Below are 16,422 nucleotides of genomic sequence, written 5' to 3'. Positions count from 1 at the left end.
GTTAAAACTACGACAGAGCCGCGGCACAGGCTGAGGGAGATCTGCGTGTCTTGCCCCCAAGAGGGGGAAGGTGTGCGCATGCGACCCAAGGACGGCTGCGGAAACACTGGATTACAGTGAGGGCGCATATGATGAAGAGTGAGCTGACCACCAGCACAGCCATGGCCGTAGCAGGGCGCAAGGAAGCGGACAAAGCCCGCACCGCGACCACTATCGCCACGCGTCTGCGCGAGGCGGCAGATAAAGGGCTCTACAATCCTTCTCGCGAACACGACGCCTGCGGCGTCGGCTTCATTGCGCATCTCAAAGGTCAGAAATCGCACAAGGTCGTCGCGGACGGCCTGAACATCCTCGAAAACCTCACCCACCGCGGTGCGGTTGGCGCCGACCCGCTGATGGGCGACGGCGCGGGCATGCTCGTGCAGATCCCGCATGACTTCTTCAAGGCCGAACTGTCGGCGCAGGGGGTAGCCCTGCCGGAGCCGGGCCAGTATGGCGTCGGCTTCCTGTTCCTGCCGCAGGACGCAGCACTGCGCGCCAAGTGCGTGGCGATCGTCGAGCGCGTTGTTGCCGCCGAAGGCCAGAAGGTGCTCGGCTGGCGCGACGTGCCGGTCGACAATTCTTCCCTGTCCAAGGCGCCGGACATCGCCGCCACCGAGCCCTATTCAAGCCAGCTCTTCATAGGCGCGGCTGATGGCATCGACCAGACCACCTTCGAGCGCCGGCTGTTCATCCTGCGCAAGGTGATCTCGAATGTCGTGCGCGCCGAGAGCGATGCGGTGAAGCACGGCTTCTACGTGGTCTCCATGTCCAGCCGCACCCTGGTCTACAAGGGCATGTTCCTCGCCTACCAGCTGGGCGCCTATTACAAGGACCTGAAGGACGAGCGCTTCACCTCTGCCCTCGCCCTCGTGCACCAGCGCTTCTCCACCAACACGTTCCCGTCCTGGGATCTCGCCCACCCCTACCGCATGGTGGCGCATAACGGCGAGATCAACACCCTGCGCGGCAACGTCAACTGGATGGCCGCCCGTCAGGCGTCCGTGTCCTCGCCGCTGTTCGGCGACGACATCACCAAGCTGTGGCCGATCTCCTACGAAGGCCAGTCGGACACCGCCTGCTTCGATAATGCGCTGGAATTCCTCGTCATGGGTGGCTACTCGCTGGCCCATGCGGCGATGATGCTGATCCCGGAAGCCTGGGCCGGCAACCCGCTGATGGACGAGAACCGCCGCGCTTTCTACGCCTATCATGCAGCCATCATGGAGCCGTGGGACGGCCCGGCCGCCGTGGCCTTCACCGATGGCCGCCAGATCGGCGCGACGCTGGACCGCAACGGCCTGCGCCCGGCCCGCTATATCGTCACCGATGATGATTATGTCATCATGTCCTCGGAAGTAGGCGTTCTGCCCATTCCGGACGAAAAGATCGTCAAGAAGTGGCGCCTGCAGCCGGGCAAGATGCTGCTCATCGACCTGGAAGAAGGCCGCATCGTCTCCGACGACGAGATCAAGCGCCAGCTTTCCACCGCCAACCCCTACAAGGACTGGCTGCACCGTTCGCAGATCGTGCTTGAGGACATGCCGGGCGTGCGCGAGCGCGCTCCCGTGGCCGGTGAAAGCCTGCTCGACCGCCAGCAGGCCTTTGGCTATACCCAGGAAGACATCAAGCTGTTGATGCAGCCGATGGCGACCGTGGGTCAGGAAGCCGTGGGCTCCATGGGCACGGACACGCCGATTTCGGCGCTCTCCGACAAGTCGAAGCTGCTTTACACCTACTTCAAGCAGAACTTCGCCCAGGTAACGAACCCGCCGATCGATCCGATCCGCGAAGAGCTGGTGATGAGCCTCGTCTCCTTCATCGGCCCGCGCCCGAACCTGTTCGACCTCAAGGGCCTGTCGCACGCCAAGCGCCTGGAAGTCCGCCAGCCGATCCTCACCAACGAGGATCTGGAAAAGATCCGCCGCATTGGCGACATCGCGGACAACCACTTCTCGGCCAAGACGCTCGACATCACCTATTCCGCTGCCCGTGGGGCTGACGGCATGGAAGATGCGCTGGAGGAACTGTGCCAGCGCGCCGAGAAGGCCGTGCGGGACGGTGACAACATCATCATCCTGTCGGACCGCCTGATCAGCCGTGCCCGCATCGCCATTCCGGCGCTGCTGGCCACCGCCGCCGTGCACCATCACCTGATCCGCAAGGGCCTGCGCACGTCTGTGGGCCTCGTGGTGGAGACAGGTGAAGCACGCGAAATCCATCATTTCTGCGTGCTGGCAGGCTACGGCGCCGAGGCAATCAACCCGTATCTCGCCTTCGAGACCCTGCTCTCGATGCACCACGAGATGGACTTCCCCGAGGAAGTCGATGCCGATGAAGTGGTCTACCGCTACATCAAGTCCATCGACAAGGGCATCCTCAAGGTCATGTCCAAGATGGGCATCTCGACCTACCAGTCCTATTGCGGCGCACAGATCTTCGACGCCATCGGCCTGTCGTCCGCCTTTGTCGAGAAGTACTTCTTCGGCACGGCAACGACCATCGAAGGCATCGGCCTGAAAGAAGTGGCGCAGGAAACCGTCATGCGCCACCAGATGGCCTTCGAGGATGTCGCCATCCTGCGCCGGTCGCTGGAAGTGGGCGGTGAGTACGCCTACCGCATCCGTGGCGAGAGCCACATGTGGACGCCGGACTCCATCGCCACCCTGCAGCACGCCGTGCGCGGCAACCTGCCGGACAAGTACCGCGAGTTCGCCGAGCTTTCCAACAAGGAAACCGGCCGCTTCTCGATCCGTGGCATGTTCCGCATCAAGAGCGCGGAAGAGCTGGGCCGCAAGCCCATCTCCATCGGCGAGGTGGAACCGGCCGAAAAGATCGTCCGCCGCTTCGTCACCGGCGCCATGTCCTTTGGCTCGATCAGCCGCGAGGCGCATACGTCGCTGGCCATCGCCATGAACAAGATCGGCGGTAAGTCGAACACCGGTGAAGGCGGCGAGGAAGCCGAGCGCTTCAAGCCGCTGCCGGACGGCTCGATGAACCCGCAGCGTTCCGCCATCAAGCAGATCGCGTCCGGCCGTTTCGGTGTCACCACCGAATATCTGGTCAATGCGGACATGCTGCAGATCAAGGTGGCACAGGGCGCAAAGCCCGGTGAAGGCGGCCAGCTGCCGGGCCACAAGGTGGATGCGGTCATCGCCAAGGTGCGCCACTCGACCCCGGGCGTGGGCCTGATTTCGCCCCCGCCGCACCATGACATCTACTCGATCGAAGATCTGGCGCAGCTGATCTACGACCTGAAGAACGTGAACCCGGAAGCCGACATCTCCGTGAAGCTGGTGTCGGAAGTGGGTGTGGGCACGGTGGCTGCAGGCGTTGCCAAGGCCCGCGCCGACCACATCACGGTCTCCGGTTATGACGGCGGCACCGGCGCTTCGCCGCTGACCTCGATCAAGCACGCCGGCAGCCCCTGGGAAATCGGCCTTGCCGAAACCCAGCAGACGCTGGTGCTGAACGGCCTGCGCTCCCGCGTGGCGCTGCAGGTGGACGGCGGCCTGAAGACCGGCCGTGACGTGCTCATCGGCGCCCTGCTGGGTGCGGACGAGTTCGGCTTTGCCACCGCGCCGCTGATCGCCGCAGGCTGCCTGATGATGCGCAAGTGCCACCTCAACACCTGCCCGGTTGGCATCGCCACCCAGGACCCGGTGCTGCGCAAGCGCTTCAAGGGCACGCCGGAGCATGTGATCAACTACTTCTTCTTCGTCGCGGAAGAGCTGCGCGAACTGATGGCCTCTCTCGGCGTTGCCGACCTCAATGAGATCATCGGCCGCTCGGACTTCCTCGACAAGGAAACCGCCATCGACCACTGGAAGGCGAAGGGCCTCGACTTCGGCCGTATCTTCTTCCAGCCGGAGGCAGCTCCGGAAGAAACCCGCTGGACCCAGCGCCAGGAGCATCCGATCACGGATATTCTGGACCGCCGCCTCATCGCGGCTGCCCGTCCGGCGCTGGAAGACAAGACGCCGACCATCGTCGAGGAGACCATCTGCTCGGTCGACCGGTCTGCCGGTGCCATGCTCTCGGGCGAAGTGGCCAAGCGCTACGGCCACAAGGGCCTGGCGGCGGATACGCTGAAGATCAACCTGAAGGGCACTGCCGGCCAGGCCTTCGGCGCCTTCCTCGCCCGCGGCATCACCATGGAGCTGCGGGGCGATGCCAACGACTACGTCGGCAAGGGCCTGTCGGGCGGCAAGATCATCGTGCGCCCGTCGGACAAGGCGCGGATCGTGCCGGAAGAGTCCATCATCGTCGGCAACACTGTGCTTTACGGTGCGACCGAAGGTGAGTGCTACTTCCGCGGTGTTGCGGGCGAGCGTTTCGCCGTGCGCAACTCCGGTGCGATTGCGGTGGTCGAGGGCGTGGGTGACCACGGCTGCGAGTACATGACTGGCGGCATTGTCGTCGTTATCGGCCAGACCGGACGCAACTTCGCAGCCGGCATGTCGGGCGGCATCGCCTACGTGCTGGACGAAGACGGCACCTTCTCGTCGCGCTGCAACCTCGCCATGGTCGACATCGAGCCGGTCGCCGAGGAAGACGATCTGCTGGAGAAGCTGCACCACCATGGCGGCGACATCGAGCACAAGGGCCGCGTGGACGTGACGGGCGACATGACCCGCCATGACGACGAGCGCCTGCGCCAGCTCCTGTCCAATCATGTGGCCCACACCGGCTCCACCAAGGCTCAGGCGATCCTGGATGCCTGGGATGTGTACAGGCCGAAATTCGTCAAGGTGATGCCCGTCGAGTACCGCCGGGCCTTGCGCGAGATGGAAGAGAAACGGCTCGGCATGGTGGCGGCGGAATAAGCCCGCCACCTGCACCCGGCCCTCGCGGGACACGCTGAGGGCCGGCACCACCCGGCAACAGAGCCGTCTCCCTGAAAACAGGTCGAGGCGGCTGAGGATGAAACGAGTTTTGAGGAGGTCACCTTGGGCAAGGTCACCGGATTTTTGGAAATCGACCGGCAGGAGCAGAAGTACCAGCCGGCATCAGACCGTATCCGCCATTTCCGCGAGTTTACCCTGCCGCTGAACCAGGGCGAAGTCGAGCGTCAGGCGGCCCGCTGCATGGATTGCGGCATCCCCTATTGCCACGGCCCCACCGGCTGCCCCGTGCACAACCAGATCCCGGACTGGAACGATCTGGTCTATCAGGGCGACTGGGAACTGGCGCTGCGCAACCTGCATTCGACCAACAACTTCCCGGAGTTCACCGGCCGCGTCTGCCCCGCCCCGTGCGAGGAAGCCTGCACGCTGAACCTTGAGGACGCGCCGGTCAACATCAAGACGATCGAGCAGGCGATTGCCGACAAGGGCTGGAAGGAAGGCTGGATCCGCGCCGAGCCCTCCGCCACCAAGACCGGCAAGACGGTTGCCATCATCGGCGGCGGACCGGCCGGCATGGCCGCAGCCCAGCAGCTGGCCCGCGCCGGACACACCGTCCATGTCTACGAGCGCGAGCCCAAGGCCGGCGGCCTGCTGCGCTATGGCATTCCGGACTTCAAGATGGAAAAGCGCCACATCGACCTGCGCGTCAAGCAGCTGGAAGAAGAAGGCGTCACCTTCCACTATGGCGTTAACGTCGGTGTCACCGTCACCATGGAAGAGCTGTCCGAGCGCCATGATGCGGTGATCATCTGCGCCGGTGCCGAGCGTCCGCGTGATCCGGGCGTCTCCGGCATGGAGCTGGAAGGCTGCCACTGGGCGATGGACTATCTGGTCCAGCAGAACCGCCGCGTCGGCGGCGAGGATGTATCGGGCGAGGCTCCGATCTGGGCTGCGGGCAAGCATGTGGTCGTCATCGGCGGCGGCGACACCGCCTCCGACTGCGTCGGCACGGCCTTCCGCCAGGGCGCCCTGTCGGTGACCCAGCTCGACATCCGCCCGATCCCGCCGCTGAAGGAAGACAAGCTGACCGTGTGGCCCTACTGGCCGACGAAGTTCCGCACCTCTTCCTCGCAGGCCGAAGGTGCCGAGCGCGAATTCTCCGCCGCCACCCTCGGCCTTGTGGGCGAGGACGGGCACATCGTTGGCGTCAAGTGCGCCCGCGTGGACGAAAAGCGCAAGCCGATCCCCGGCACGGAGTTCATCCTGCGTGCTGATCTGGTGATGGCCGCCATCGGCTTCTCCGGCCCGCGCCTCGACACCTTCATCGCCGAGCTGGACGGCAAGCTGGAGCTGGATGGCCGCACCAACGTGAAGGCCAACACCGAGGACTACAAGACGAGCTATGCCAACGTCTTTGCCGCAGGCGACGTGCGCCGCGGCCAGTCGCTGGTCGTCTGGGCCATCCGCGAAGGCCGTCAGGCCGCCCGCGCCGTGGACGAGTTCCTCACCGGCTCGTCCAACCTGCCCCGCTGAGCGGCAGCCCGAACAGCAACACCCTCAGAAGCGGCCCCCGGGCCGCTTCTTTTGTTTTGGGAAACAGAAAGGCTCAATTCGGCAAAACGCCCGTAAAATCCACGCGGCCGGGGATGGGGGTGCCGGTGTCGCCTGTGGCAAGGAACTCGCGGGCAAGACGGGCGGCGGCTTCGGTTTCCACTGGGGGCAGGATCTGGGGTTCGCTCGCATCGCCCGCCAGATGGTCCTCTGCCGACAGGGCACGGCCGGTCAGGACGATGAAGTTCGGATCGTCCGCCACGCCTTCAAAGGCCAGCCCGCCATAGCCGCCGAGCATACGGGCAAGCTCTCTCTCGACGAAAAAGGCCACTTTGCGGGCGCCAGCCCATGTAAAGCCGACGCCATCATTGGCGCGCAGGCGGCGGCGCTGACCGTCCACATCCGGCCCGAAGGCGGTGTAGGCTTCATTGTCATCCAGAAACACCTTCCAGATGTCCACATAGGCCGAGCGTGTCATGGCGGCTTCACCCTGGAGCAGGTCGTTGATCAGGGTGAAGCCCGGATCAAGCCGTGCCGCCTCGGTGGGCGGCAGGCCCACCAGCACAAGCGGCTTGCGCTCCTGCCGCATGGCCAAAGCCAGGGTCCGCAGCTTCTTGCGGTACTCCGTCTTGAACGCATCGCTGCCAAAGGGCACAAGCGAGCCATCCGGCTGCGGCAGATCCTTGAGATCAGCATAGCCGAAGACAGCAACAACTGCCTTTACGCCGCCGCCACGGATGCGTGAGACCGCCCGTTCCGTCCATGCCGGATCCGGCTCGCCCATAAGGCCATCAGGCAAGGCCGCAGGCTGTGCTGCCGCCCCGCCCTCGGGAGACGCGGCCTGTGAGGAAGCAGGCGCCGCGGCGAGAAGCTCGACCCGGATCATCGGCTTTTGTGCGAAGATGAAGCTCAATCCTTCCGCGAGACTCGCAGCCGTTGACCCACCGAGCACGAGAACCACGCCAGCGTCCGGCTCCTTCGGCTCTTCAGTGACCTTTGGCGGGCCACTGGGGGCCGATGGGGCCTTCTTGCGCACCACAGGCTTGGCTTCCTGCACCCGCTCCTCAGGCCGGGACACGCCGAACAGGCGCATGAGCGGGCGCAGCGGGTTGAAGCCATTTTCAGACGGCGGAGGCGGAATAGGGCTGCCCTGCGCAAGCACAGGCCCATGCAGCACTGGCAGAACAACCAGAGCGGCAACAAGCATGGCAAGCCAGCGCATCCTGAACGAAAGAAGCGGCACCCGGAAACCTCCATCTGAACAAGGTCAGACTATAGGCAATCCGGTGCCGCTCCGGAAGTGTCAGCTGCCGCTGCCAATCCTGGACAGCAGCATGACAGAGGCATAGCCGTCCGGGATCAGGCCCCGCGACTTCTGAAAGGCACGGATGGCCTTGCGGGTGGTGGGACCAGCCAGACCATCCGGCTCACCGGCCTTGAAGCCCTTGCGATTGAGCGCCGCCTGCAGCTGCATGGTCTGATCCTTGTTGAGCGGCAGATGCTCTCGCGACCAGGACCCTGCAAAGGCGTCCCCGCCGCGGACACGGTCGGCAAGATGCCCGACAGCCAGCGCATAGGCGGTCGCGTTGTTATAGCGCTTGATGACAAAGAAGTTCTTCAGCATCAGGAAGCCCGGACCGGCTGCACCTGCGGGAAGCACGAGCACCGCATTGTCATCCGGACGGGGGAACCCGCGCCCGTTTGCACGCACGACACCCAGCTTCGCCCACTCACCCAGTGTCTTGGTGGTGCTTTCGTCAGCCAGCGAGTAATCGAAACCGCGCGGCAGAGAGATCTCATACCCCCAGGTCTTGCCCGGCTGCCAGCCGTGTTCCTTCAGATAATTGGCAGTGGAAGCCAGAGCATCGGGAACGGAGGTCCAGATATCGCGGCGGCCATCACCATTGAAGTCGGCGGCATAGCGTTTCCAGCTTGAGGGCATGAACTGGGTGTGACCCATGGCACCGGCCCAGGAGCCGATCATGTCCTTGTGGCGCACGTGCCCGGCCTGAATGATGCCGAGGGCCGAGACGAGCTCGTCCTGCCAGAACTCCCGCCGGCGCGGCGCCTCATAAGCGAGTGTTGCCAGAGCCCGGATTACGTCATGGCCACCCATGAAGTTGCCGTAGTTGGTTTCCATGCCCCAGACGGCCAGAACCACTTCCTTCTGCACGCCGTAGCGGGCCTCGATTTCGCGCAGGACAGCCGCGTGCTCGCGCAGCATCTTCTGGCCATTCTCGATACGCGCATCGGAAACGGCGCTTTCGAGATAATCCCAGACCGGCTTCACGAATTCGGACTGTTTCGACATCAGCCGCACCGTGTCCGGATCAGGCGTCATGCCGGTGAAGACGGCGTTGTAGGTCTGGCTGCTGATCCCCGCCGCCTGTGCCTGCGGCCAGAAATTGCGGACCCACGACTGAAAGCCCGCATCCGCGAGCGCAGAACCGGCCGGCATCATCCCTCCAGCAGCGAGCAGCATGGCAGCGGCAAGGCCGCGAGCCTTTCTGGCGATCCGGCCCATTGGCCGGGACACCGTCTGTCCGGTCAAACCGTTTTTCGTCATTCAGGCCTCCTTAATGCCCGGAATGCCCCCGCACCCCATGTTGGCAAGCTGGTCATCTGGCCTCATCTGCTCACCGGCGTATCCGGACACCCGCCTGGATGCGGTTTTCATCGTAATCCGCACCGGCGATCGAGCTGTCAAAGGTCCGATAGGTATATGTCCCCGTCAAGGCAACGTTGCGTGTCAGGGCATAGGTTGCTCCCGCCAGCGCGCTGGTGGTGGCCTCTTCAATGCCCACCCCCTGATAGTGACGCCGCGCATAGCCAGCGCCAGCCTGGGCAACGAGGCGTTCCGAAAGAGCATGCGAGACACGCAAATCCGCGCTGTAGAGGATCGAGCCGGAAGATCCGGCCAAGTCCGAGGGGCTGAGCGTTGTGGTCAGGCCTGCCGTGACGGTCGTGAGGCGCGTTGGTGACCAGACGAGCGATCCGTCGATGGTCAGGCCCGCCAGATCCTGAAGCTGGCGGCTGTCCAGACGCTCCACCCGCCATCCGGCGGCCACTTCGCCCGCAAGCTTCGGCCCGGCGGCAATCGTGACACCACTGCGCAGGGCATAGCCGCTGGCATCCCGGCGGATGCAAGGGGCAGCGCAATCCTCATCGAAGGAGCGGCGCAGGCCAGTCACTTCGGCAAAGGGCTGCAGCATTGCGCCAGTGCGGGCATCCAGCCGCAGTGTCGCAGAATAGAGCGTGTTGTCCCGCCCGCTGCGGCCCTCGCGGCTCTGCCCTTCCGAATACATCGTCCGGGCCACATCGCCGCGCAGGGTGGCCGCCACAATGCCCGCCTCGCGGGTCACGCCCAGGGAGGCGTTCACCACGTTGACATCGCCCTCCCCATTCGGGTTCTCCGCCGTGGATGTGTCTTCACGCGAATAGGAATGGCCAAGTGAGCTGTTGATCTGCGTGCTGTCCCCGGCATCCAGCCGCAGCGCTGCTCTGGTGTCGATGCTGGGCTGGCTCTGCACGCTGCTGCCGGGATAGGCCGCATAGGAGCCGCGCAACGATACATCCAGCTGATGCCGGGACCAGTCCGAGCGGATCTGCAGATCGGGTGCAACAGAATAGAGCGCGTTGGCACGCCCGCTTGAAGAGCCGGCCGCATTGTCCGACCAGCCCCCCGAGACCGTGAGTTGCGGAACAACCGTAAAGGTGCCAACCCGCAGCCCCAAAGGCGCGTCATAGGTGGTTTCGCCGTCGAACACGTCGTTACCCAGGGCGCCGCCCTGTCCGCCATTGGCGCTGACCCGGCGAACGGCGTTAACCCGGTCGGAAAAGGGCCGCGTCTGGCTCTGGCGGCCGGTGCCGACAAGCCCGGCAGAACCGCCGTCTTGCGTGCCGCCAGTCAGGGAATAAACCTGCGCCTGCGTGGGATTGACCGGTGGCAGGGAGCCCGTTGCCCCCGGAGCCGAACCGCCTGCCGGCGGCAGCAGCTGTCCGCCGGTGCTGTCCATGGTCTGGCCGCTGCCATCGAAGGTACCGGTGCGCAGCCCCGTGGCGCCCGTGGACGCGCTGCCGGCCACCTGCGCAGCCGCAGGCAGCGCGCTCAAGGCGCTCACGAGCAGACAGGAGAGGAACTGGCGCATCATCAAAAGCCGGACCGGGACCCAATTGGTACAATTCCTTTCAAATTGCAGGATACATGGTTAACCACGGGTTTCCGTCCGGGCATTTGGCAGCGCGGGAAGGCACCGCAGCCGCCTTGCACAAGCCATCATCCACCCGGATGCTTGCGCCTCCGTCACGGCTGGCTTAGACAGACGCCAGTCCGCAAAAGGGGCTCAGCCCGCAAACGGGCTCAGGTCCGCAGCGCAGAAGGACAAGCCATGCACAGCGCCAGCCTTACCGGCACCGATCCCTCATCACTTTCCAGTGAGGACCGCGAGACTTTAGCCTCGGCGGACCGCACACTCGGCACGGAGCTGGCAGCTCTGACCTCTCTGCGTGATGCCCTGCAGGACAGCCTGGCCCAGCCCTTCGCCCGTGCGGTGGCGCTTCTGCATGGCATTGCCGGCCGCGTCATCATCTCAGGTATCGGCAAGAGCGGCCATATCGGCACCAAGATTGCCGCCTCAATGGCCTCCACAGGCACGCCCGCCTTCTTCGTCCATGCCAGTGAGGCCAGCCACGGCGACCTTGGCATGATCACGCAGAATGATGCGGTGGTTGCCCTGTCCTGGTCCGGCGAAACGCCGGAGCTGGCCAGCATCATCGCCTATACCCGCCGCTTCAAGGTTCCGCTGATCGCCGTCACCTCGTCGGGCACCAGCGCCCTCGGGAAGGCTGCCGATATCGTCCTTGCGCTGCCGCAGGTCACAGAAGCCTGCCCGCATGGTCTCGCGCCGACATCCTCAACACTACTGCAGCTGGCCATCGGCGATGCGCTGACCGTGGCTCTTCTGGAGGCGCGCGGCTTCACCGCGCAAGACTTCCGCGTCTTCCATCCGGGCGGAAAGCTGGGAGCAAGCCTCCGGCTCGCCCGCGACATCATGCACAAGGGCGATGCCATGCCACTCACGGTGGAGGGGACCCGCATGCGCGATGCCATTGTGCTGATGACACAGAAGGGCTTTGGCGTTGCCGGTGTCACCGATCAGGCCGGCAATCTCACCGGCATCGTCACCGACGGCGACCTGCGCCGCCACATGAGCAGCAACTTCCTCGACAAGACCGTCGATGAAATCATGACCCGGCGGCCCAAGTCTGTTCCGGGCGACATGCTGTCAGGTGCGGTGCTGGAGTTCCTCAACACGGCGGCGATCACCTCGATCTTCGTGGTGGAAGATGGCAAGCCTGCCGGTATCATCCACATGCATGACCTGCTGCGCATCGGCGCCGCCTGACGCTAGGGTTGCTTAACGCAGAAACCTCAATTCGCAGCTTGATTAGGGATTGATTAGCCTAGTTTCTCTAAGCTCCCTCTCCAGAGTGTTCGGCCTCTCCGGCCTTTGGAAACGGTGCTAGGAATGGATCTGGGTTCAATTATCGGAATTGTCGGCTCTTTCGCGATCGTCATGGTCGCGATCCTGATGGGCGGCAGCTTCGGTCAGTTCATCGATATTCCGTCCGTGCTCATCGTGGTCGGCGGCGGCCTGGCAGCAACCCTCATCCGCTTTTCGCTTGGTGGCATCGTCAGCGCCTTTGCGGTTGGTGCAAAGGTCGGCTTTGGTGCCAAGAACATCAAGCCGCGCGACCTCATAGAGGAAATCAGCGGCCTGGCCGAAATCGTGCGCAAATCCGGGCCGCTTGGGCTGGAAAATGCCGCTGTTTCGGACCCAACCCTTGCAAAGGGCGTGCAGTACATCGCCGATGGTTATGAGATCGAGTTCATACGCGAGGCGATGATGCGCGAGCGGGACCTGACACTCTCCCGCCTTTCCGAAGGCAAGCGCGTGTTCAAGGCTCTTGGCGACAGTGCCCCGGCTTTCGGCATGATCGGCACGCTCGTCGGTCTGGTGCAGATGCTGGCCAACATGGATGATCCTTCCGCCATCGGCCCCTCCATGGCCATCGCCCTTCTGACGACCTTGTATGGCGCCCTCATTTCGAACTGCTTCTGTCTGCCGATGGTGGACAAGCTTGATGCCAAATTCGACGTGGAAGAGGTCAACCAGACCCTCATTATCGACGGCATCCTGCAGATCCGCGAATCCAAGAGCCCGGCACTGATCCGCGAGATGCTCATCGCCTATCTGCCGGAAAGCGCTCGTGCCGGCCTGATCGACGCGGCATAAGGCAAAGGCCGGAAAGGGAACACAGGTCATGGCACGCAAAAAGCCTGCAGGCGGTGGCGGCGCCCCGGAATGGCTGGTGACATTCGCCGACCTTATGTCCCTGCTCGTCTGCTTCTTCGTGCTGATCATCTCCTTCTCGGTCCAGGACAAGCAGAAACTCCAGATCGTCGCCGGCTCGATGAAGGATGCCTTCGGCGTCAAGGAGAACTCGCGGCGTCTTGGTGTGATCGAAATGGAAGGCATTCCGATCCGCGACTATATGAAGCAGGTCTCACAGGTCCCGCAGGAACTGGATTCGGACTTTGCCAGCGAGCGCCACGAGAAGAACACCAAGCAGGGACCGGAAGCCAACACCCACGACACGGTGGAGGCTGACATCGAGCGTTCCCGCCAGTTCGCCACAGCGGCGGCGACCCTGCGCCAGGCATTGCAGGAAATGCCGGAGATCACCGAAATCTCCCAGCACATCATTTTCGAGGAAACCGAAGAGGGCCTTAACATCATGATCGTGGATCAGGATGGGCGGTCAATGTTCCGCGAAGGCTCGAAATATCCCTACGAAACAACCCGGCGGATTCTGGCAAAGATTGCCCCGGTTCTGGCCGACATGCCGAACCGGATCGAAGTCACCGGCCACACGACAACCGGCAGCGCCGCCACGGACCCGAATTACACCACCTGGGAGCTGTCGACAGACCGGGCGAACATCGCCCGGCAGATCCTCAATGAATATGGGGTACCGTCAGACCAGATTTTCTCGGTGGTGGGCAAGGCCGATACGGAACCTCTGTTCCCGAACGACCCCTTCCTGGCTGCAAACCGGCGCATCAGCGTCTTGCTGATGCGCGAAGCCCCGCCAATCCCGCCTGGCAATCCGTAAGCTGCCCGGACTTGGGCTGCTCTTGCGCTGCTGGCGCAGCACGGTTTGAAACGGCTCAAGCGCTGTACGTCTTGAGCCGTTGTCAATTGGAATTGGCTCAGTCCGCCTGCCTGACCCGCAGGCGCACACCTTCCACGCCTTCCACAAGCACTCGGGCTCCGGCGGGCAGATCCGGACCGGTGATCTGCCAGACCGTATCATCAACGGAAAGCCAGCCTGTCCCTGAGACAATCGGGTCCTTCAGAACATAGATGTGCCCGGCATAACGGCTGCCACGGCGGTTAAGGCCGGGATCGCCAAAGGCGCTCTCCCGCCGGCGCATGAACCAGCGTCCGGAAATGACGCTGATGACCGACAGAACGGCGAAGAGGATGATGTTCGTCTGCCAGACGAGCGGTTCGATCAGATTGACAACACCAACCAGAATAGCTGCGACGCCGAACCAGAGGAAGAAGGTGCCCGGAACGAGCACCTCCACGCCGAAGAGGATGATCCCGGCAAACCACCAGCCCCAGGTGCCAAGGCCCTGGAAGAGCTGTTCAAATGCGCTCATGCGCCCTCACTCTGCCCGGTTCGGGGCACAGACGGCAGGCCGGAACCCGAGCCAGACCGGCCCTCGCTGTCCTTGTTGCCAAAGGCCTCACGGGCAATTTCGCCGATACCGGTCAGGGCCCCCAGAAGCGAAGTGGATTCCATTGGCAGGATCAAGGTCTTCTGGTTGCGCGAGGTCGCCAGCTCCTTGAAGGCTTCCACGTATTTCGTGGCGACGAAGTAGTTGATCGCCTGAACGTCACCAGCCGAAATCGCCTCACTGACGAGACGGGTTGCCGTTGCCTCGGCCTCGGCTTCACGCTCACGCGCTTCGGCGTCGCGGAAAGCAGATTCGCGGCGGCCTTCGGCCTGCAGGATCAGTGCCTGCTTCTCGCCCTCGGCCTTGAGGATTTCAGCCTGCCGCTTGCCTTCGGCTTCCAGAATCGAGGCGCGCTTGTCACGCTCGGCCTTCATCTGACGGGCCATGGAATCCACCAGATCGCGCGGCGGGTTGATGTCCTTGATCTCGATGCGGGTGATCTTCACGCCCCAGGACTCGGCGGCAGCATCCACCACGCGCAGCAGGCGGGTGTTGATCTCGTCACGGTTGGACAGAAGCTCATCCAGATCCATCGAGCCCATCACCGAGCGGATGTTGGTCATGGTGAGGTTGAGAATGGCGTTTTCCAGCCCGGCCACCTCATAGGCAGCACGGGCGGCATCCAGAACCTGATAGAACGTGATGCCATCCGCCGTCACCGTGGCGTTGTCGCGGGTGATGACCTCCTGGGAGGGGACGTCGAGCACCTGTTCCATCATGTTGAGGCGGCGGCCGATCTTGTCGATGACCGGAACAATCAGATTGAGGCCCGGCGAGAGGGTGCGCCGGTAGCGGCCGAAGCGTTCGACCGTGAGGTTATAGCCCTGCGGAACAGTCTTCACGCCCGCAAAAATCAGCAGGATGACAAAGAAAAAGAGTGCAACTAGAACAATGTTGAAACCGTAATCGGCCAAGGGCATGCGAGGCTCCCGTCTTATCTGCCTTTCAAAACGGGCAGAGTATGCGACGGATCAGCCTGCGATGCCACCAGGAAAGAGCCGGGCAGCACCGCCACCCGGATCAGGCGCATTCCCGTTGAGGACGGGAGGCTTCAGAGCCAGCCGGACAGTTCGCGCTGCACCACCTGTTCCAGCACGGCCATACCCAGATCGCTGTCATTGAGGCAGGGAATGTGGGTGAACTCGCCGCCGCCATTCTCATGGAAGATCTCGCCGGCTTCTCCGGCAATTTCCTCCAGCGTTTCAAGGCAGTCGGCGACAAAACCCGGGTTCATCACGGCGATATTTTTCACGCCTTCCTTCGCCAGCGCCTCCACGGTCTTGTCCGTATAGGGCTGCAGCCACTCTTCCGGGCCGAAGCGGGACTGGAAGGTAACCCGCAGCTTCTCCTTGCTCATGCCCAGCCGCTCGCGCATCAGCCGCGTCGTCTTCATGCAGTGGCAGTGATAGGGATCGCCCTTCTTGAAGTAGGACTGCGGAATGCCGTGATAGGAGGTCAGGATCACGTCCGGCTCGAAATCGAGCCCGGCAAGATGACGCTCAACCGACTGGCTCAGAGCCTCGATATAGGCCGGGTCGTCGTGATAGGGCGGCACGGTGCGGATGGCCGGCTGCCAGCGCATTTCCAGCAGGGCGCGGCAGACTTCGTCATTCACCGTCGCCGTGGTCGAGGCGGCATACTGCGGATAGAGCGGGAACACCAGAATGCGGTCGCAGCCATCGGCCTTCAGCGCTTCAAGGCGCGAACGAATGGAGGGCTGGCCATAGCGCATGGCCCAGTCGATCTTCAGCCGTCCGCCGTGATCTCCCATCATTTGCGCCAGCTTGTCCGACTGGCTGCGGGTGATGGTGCGCAGCGGCGATTCGTCCAGTTCCTTGTTCCAGATCTCGTCATAGGCCTTACCGGACTTCTTCGGCCGGGTGATCAGGACGATGCCGTAGAGGATTGGGTACCACAGCGCCTTCGGCCATTCGATGACGCGCTTGTCGGACAGGAACTCGCGCAGATAGCGGCGCATCGGCCAGTAGCTGGTGGCATCCGGGGTGCCGAGGTTTACGAGAAGCACGCCGATCTTGCCCGCCTTCACCGGCGGGTGGGCCTCCGGCAGCTTGATGCTGCGCATGGATGGGCCGGCTTCAGCCAGGGCTTCAGGGGAAAACTGGACGGTCATGACAACTCCGGAAACGGGCAGGCGTGCAAACGCGCACATTTGGCCGG

11 protein-coding genes are annotated in these 16,422 nt (G+C 63.5%); 5 read left to right on the top strand and 6 right to left on the bottom strand.

What is annotated here, in order from left to right:
• Positions 1–128: 128 nt before the first annotated feature.
• Both gltB and V6L75_RS12605 read left to right on the top strand, forming a co-directional pair.
• Complete coding sequence (gene gltB / locus V6L75_RS12610; protein ID WP_334251861.1) at positions 129–4,865, top strand: glutamate synthase large subunit; 4,737 nt, start codon at positions 129–131, stop codon at positions 4,863–4,865.
• A gap of 123 nt (positions 4,866–4,988) precedes the next feature.
• The gene (locus V6L75_RS12605; protein ID WP_334251860.1) at positions 4,989–6,419 is read left to right on the top strand and encodes a glutamate synthase subunit beta; all 1,431 of its coding nucleotides are present in this window, start codon (positions 4,989–4,991) and stop codon (positions 6,417–6,419) included.
• 73 nt (positions 6,420–6,492) lie between these two features.
• On the opposite strand, the gene V6L75_RS12600 is transcribed toward V6L75_RS12605, so the two are convergent.
• The 3 genes from V6L75_RS12600 to V6L75_RS12590 form a co-directional block, all read right to left on the bottom strand.
• On the bottom strand, positions 6,493–7,680 hold the full coding sequence (locus V6L75_RS12600) for an SGNH/GDSL hydrolase family protein (protein ID WP_334251859.1): 1,188 nt from the start codon (positions 7,678–7,680) through the stop codon (positions 6,493–6,495).
• Between the two features lie 60 nt (positions 7,681–7,740).
• On the bottom strand, positions 7,741–9,003 hold the full coding sequence (locus V6L75_RS12595; RefSeq protein WP_334251858.1) for a lytic murein transglycosylase: 1,263 nt from the start codon (positions 9,001–9,003) through the stop codon (positions 7,741–7,743).
• Between the two features lie 70 nt (positions 9,004–9,073).
• The gene (locus tag V6L75_RS12590) at positions 9,074–10,588 is read right to left on the bottom strand and encodes an outer membrane beta-barrel protein (RefSeq protein ID WP_334251857.1); all 1,515 of its coding nucleotides are present in this window, start codon (positions 10,586–10,588) and stop codon (positions 9,074–9,076) included.
• Positions 10,589–10,825: 237 nt separating this feature from the next.
• Between V6L75_RS12590 and V6L75_RS12585 the strand changes: the two genes are divergently transcribed.
• The 3 genes from V6L75_RS12585 to V6L75_RS12575 all read left to right on the top strand — a co-directional run bounded on the left by V6L75_RS12585 (position 10,826) and on the right by V6L75_RS12575 (position 13,613).
• Positions 10,826–11,842: a KpsF/GutQ family sugar-phosphate isomerase gene (locus V6L75_RS12585; protein WP_334251856.1), complete on the top strand. Its 1,017-nt coding sequence runs from the start codon at positions 10,826–10,828 to the stop codon at positions 11,840–11,842.
• Between the two features lie 123 nt (positions 11,843–11,965).
• Complete coding sequence (locus V6L75_RS12580) at positions 11,966–12,733, top strand: MotA/TolQ/ExbB proton channel family protein (protein WP_334251855.1); 768 nt, start codon at positions 11,966–11,968, stop codon at positions 12,731–12,733.
• Positions 12,734–12,761: 28 nt separating this feature from the next.
• Positions 12,762–13,613, top strand: a complete 852-nt coding sequence (locus V6L75_RS12575; RefSeq protein ID WP_334251854.1) for a flagellar motor protein MotB — start codon at positions 12,762–12,764, stop codon at positions 13,611–13,613.
• Positions 13,614–13,710: 97 nt separating this feature from the next.
• Here the strand turns inward: V6L75_RS12575 and V6L75_RS12570 are convergent, their stop codons facing one another.
• The 3 genes from V6L75_RS12570 to hemH form a co-directional block, all read right to left on the bottom strand.
• Positions 13,711–14,166 carry an NfeD family protein gene (locus V6L75_RS12570; protein WP_334251853.1) on the bottom strand — a complete coding sequence of 152 codons (456 nt, stop codon included), beginning with the start codon at positions 14,164–14,166 and terminating at the stop codon, positions 13,711–13,713.
• Positions 14,163–15,164, bottom strand: coding sequence for an SPFH domain-containing protein (locus tag V6L75_RS12565; RefSeq protein ID WP_334251852.1), 1,002 nt, complete (start codon positions 15,162–15,164; stop codon positions 14,163–14,165). The genes V6L75_RS12570 and V6L75_RS12565 overlap by 4 nt, the downstream gene beginning before the upstream one ends.
• Positions 15,165–15,295: 131 nt before the next feature.
• Positions 15,296–16,375 carry a ferrochelatase gene (gene hemH / locus V6L75_RS12560; protein ID WP_334251851.1) on the bottom strand — a complete coding sequence of 360 codons (1,080 nt, stop codon included), beginning with the start codon at positions 16,373–16,375 and terminating at the stop codon, positions 15,296–15,298.
• Positions 16,376–16,422 lie beyond the last annotated feature (47 nt).

The organism is Pannonibacter anstelovis, from assembly GCF_036881715.1.
GTDB lineage: Bacteria > Pseudomonadota > Alphaproteobacteria > Rhizobiales > Stappiaceae > Pannonibacter > Pannonibacter anstelovis.
The sequence above is the reverse complement of the archived record's forward strand: the minus strand, read 5'-3'. Positions and strand labels throughout refer to the sequence as shown.

Bases quoted from the DNA above. Each gene is read 5' to 3' on its own strand.
- V6L75_RS12575 (WP_334251854.1), top strand. From the start codon at position 12,762: ATGGCACGCAAAAAGCCTGCAGGCGGTGGCGGCGCCCCGGAATGGCTG.
- V6L75_RS12580 (WP_334251855.1), top strand. From the start codon at position 11,966: ATGGATCTGGGTTCAATTATCGGAATTGTCGGCTCTTTCGCGATCGTC.
- V6L75_RS12590 (WP_334251857.1), bottom strand. From the start codon at position 10,588: ATGATGCGCCAGTTCCTCTCCTGTCTGCTCGTGAGCGCCTTGAGCGCG.
- V6L75_RS12570 (WP_334251853.1), bottom strand. From the start codon at position 14,166: ATGAGCGCATTTGAACAGCTCTTCCAGGGCCTTGGCACCTGGGGCTGG.
- hemH (WP_334251851.1), bottom strand. From the start codon at position 16,375: ATGACCGTCCAGTTTTCCCCTGAAGCCCTGGCTGAAGCCGGCCCATCC.
- V6L75_RS12595 (WP_334251858.1), bottom strand. From the start codon at position 9,003: ATGACGAAAAACGGTTTGACCGGACAGACGGTGTCCCGGCCAATGGGC.
- V6L75_RS12565 (WP_334251852.1), bottom strand. From the start codon at position 15,164: ATGCCCTTGGCCGATTACGGTTTCAACATTGTTCTAGTTGCACTCTTT.
- V6L75_RS12585 (WP_334251856.1), top strand. From the start codon at position 10,826: ATGCACAGCGCCAGCCTTACCGGCACCGATCCCTCATCACTTTCCAGT.
- gltB (WP_334251861.1), top strand. From the start codon at position 129: ATGATGAAGAGTGAGCTGACCACCAGCACAGCCATGGCCGTAGCAGGG.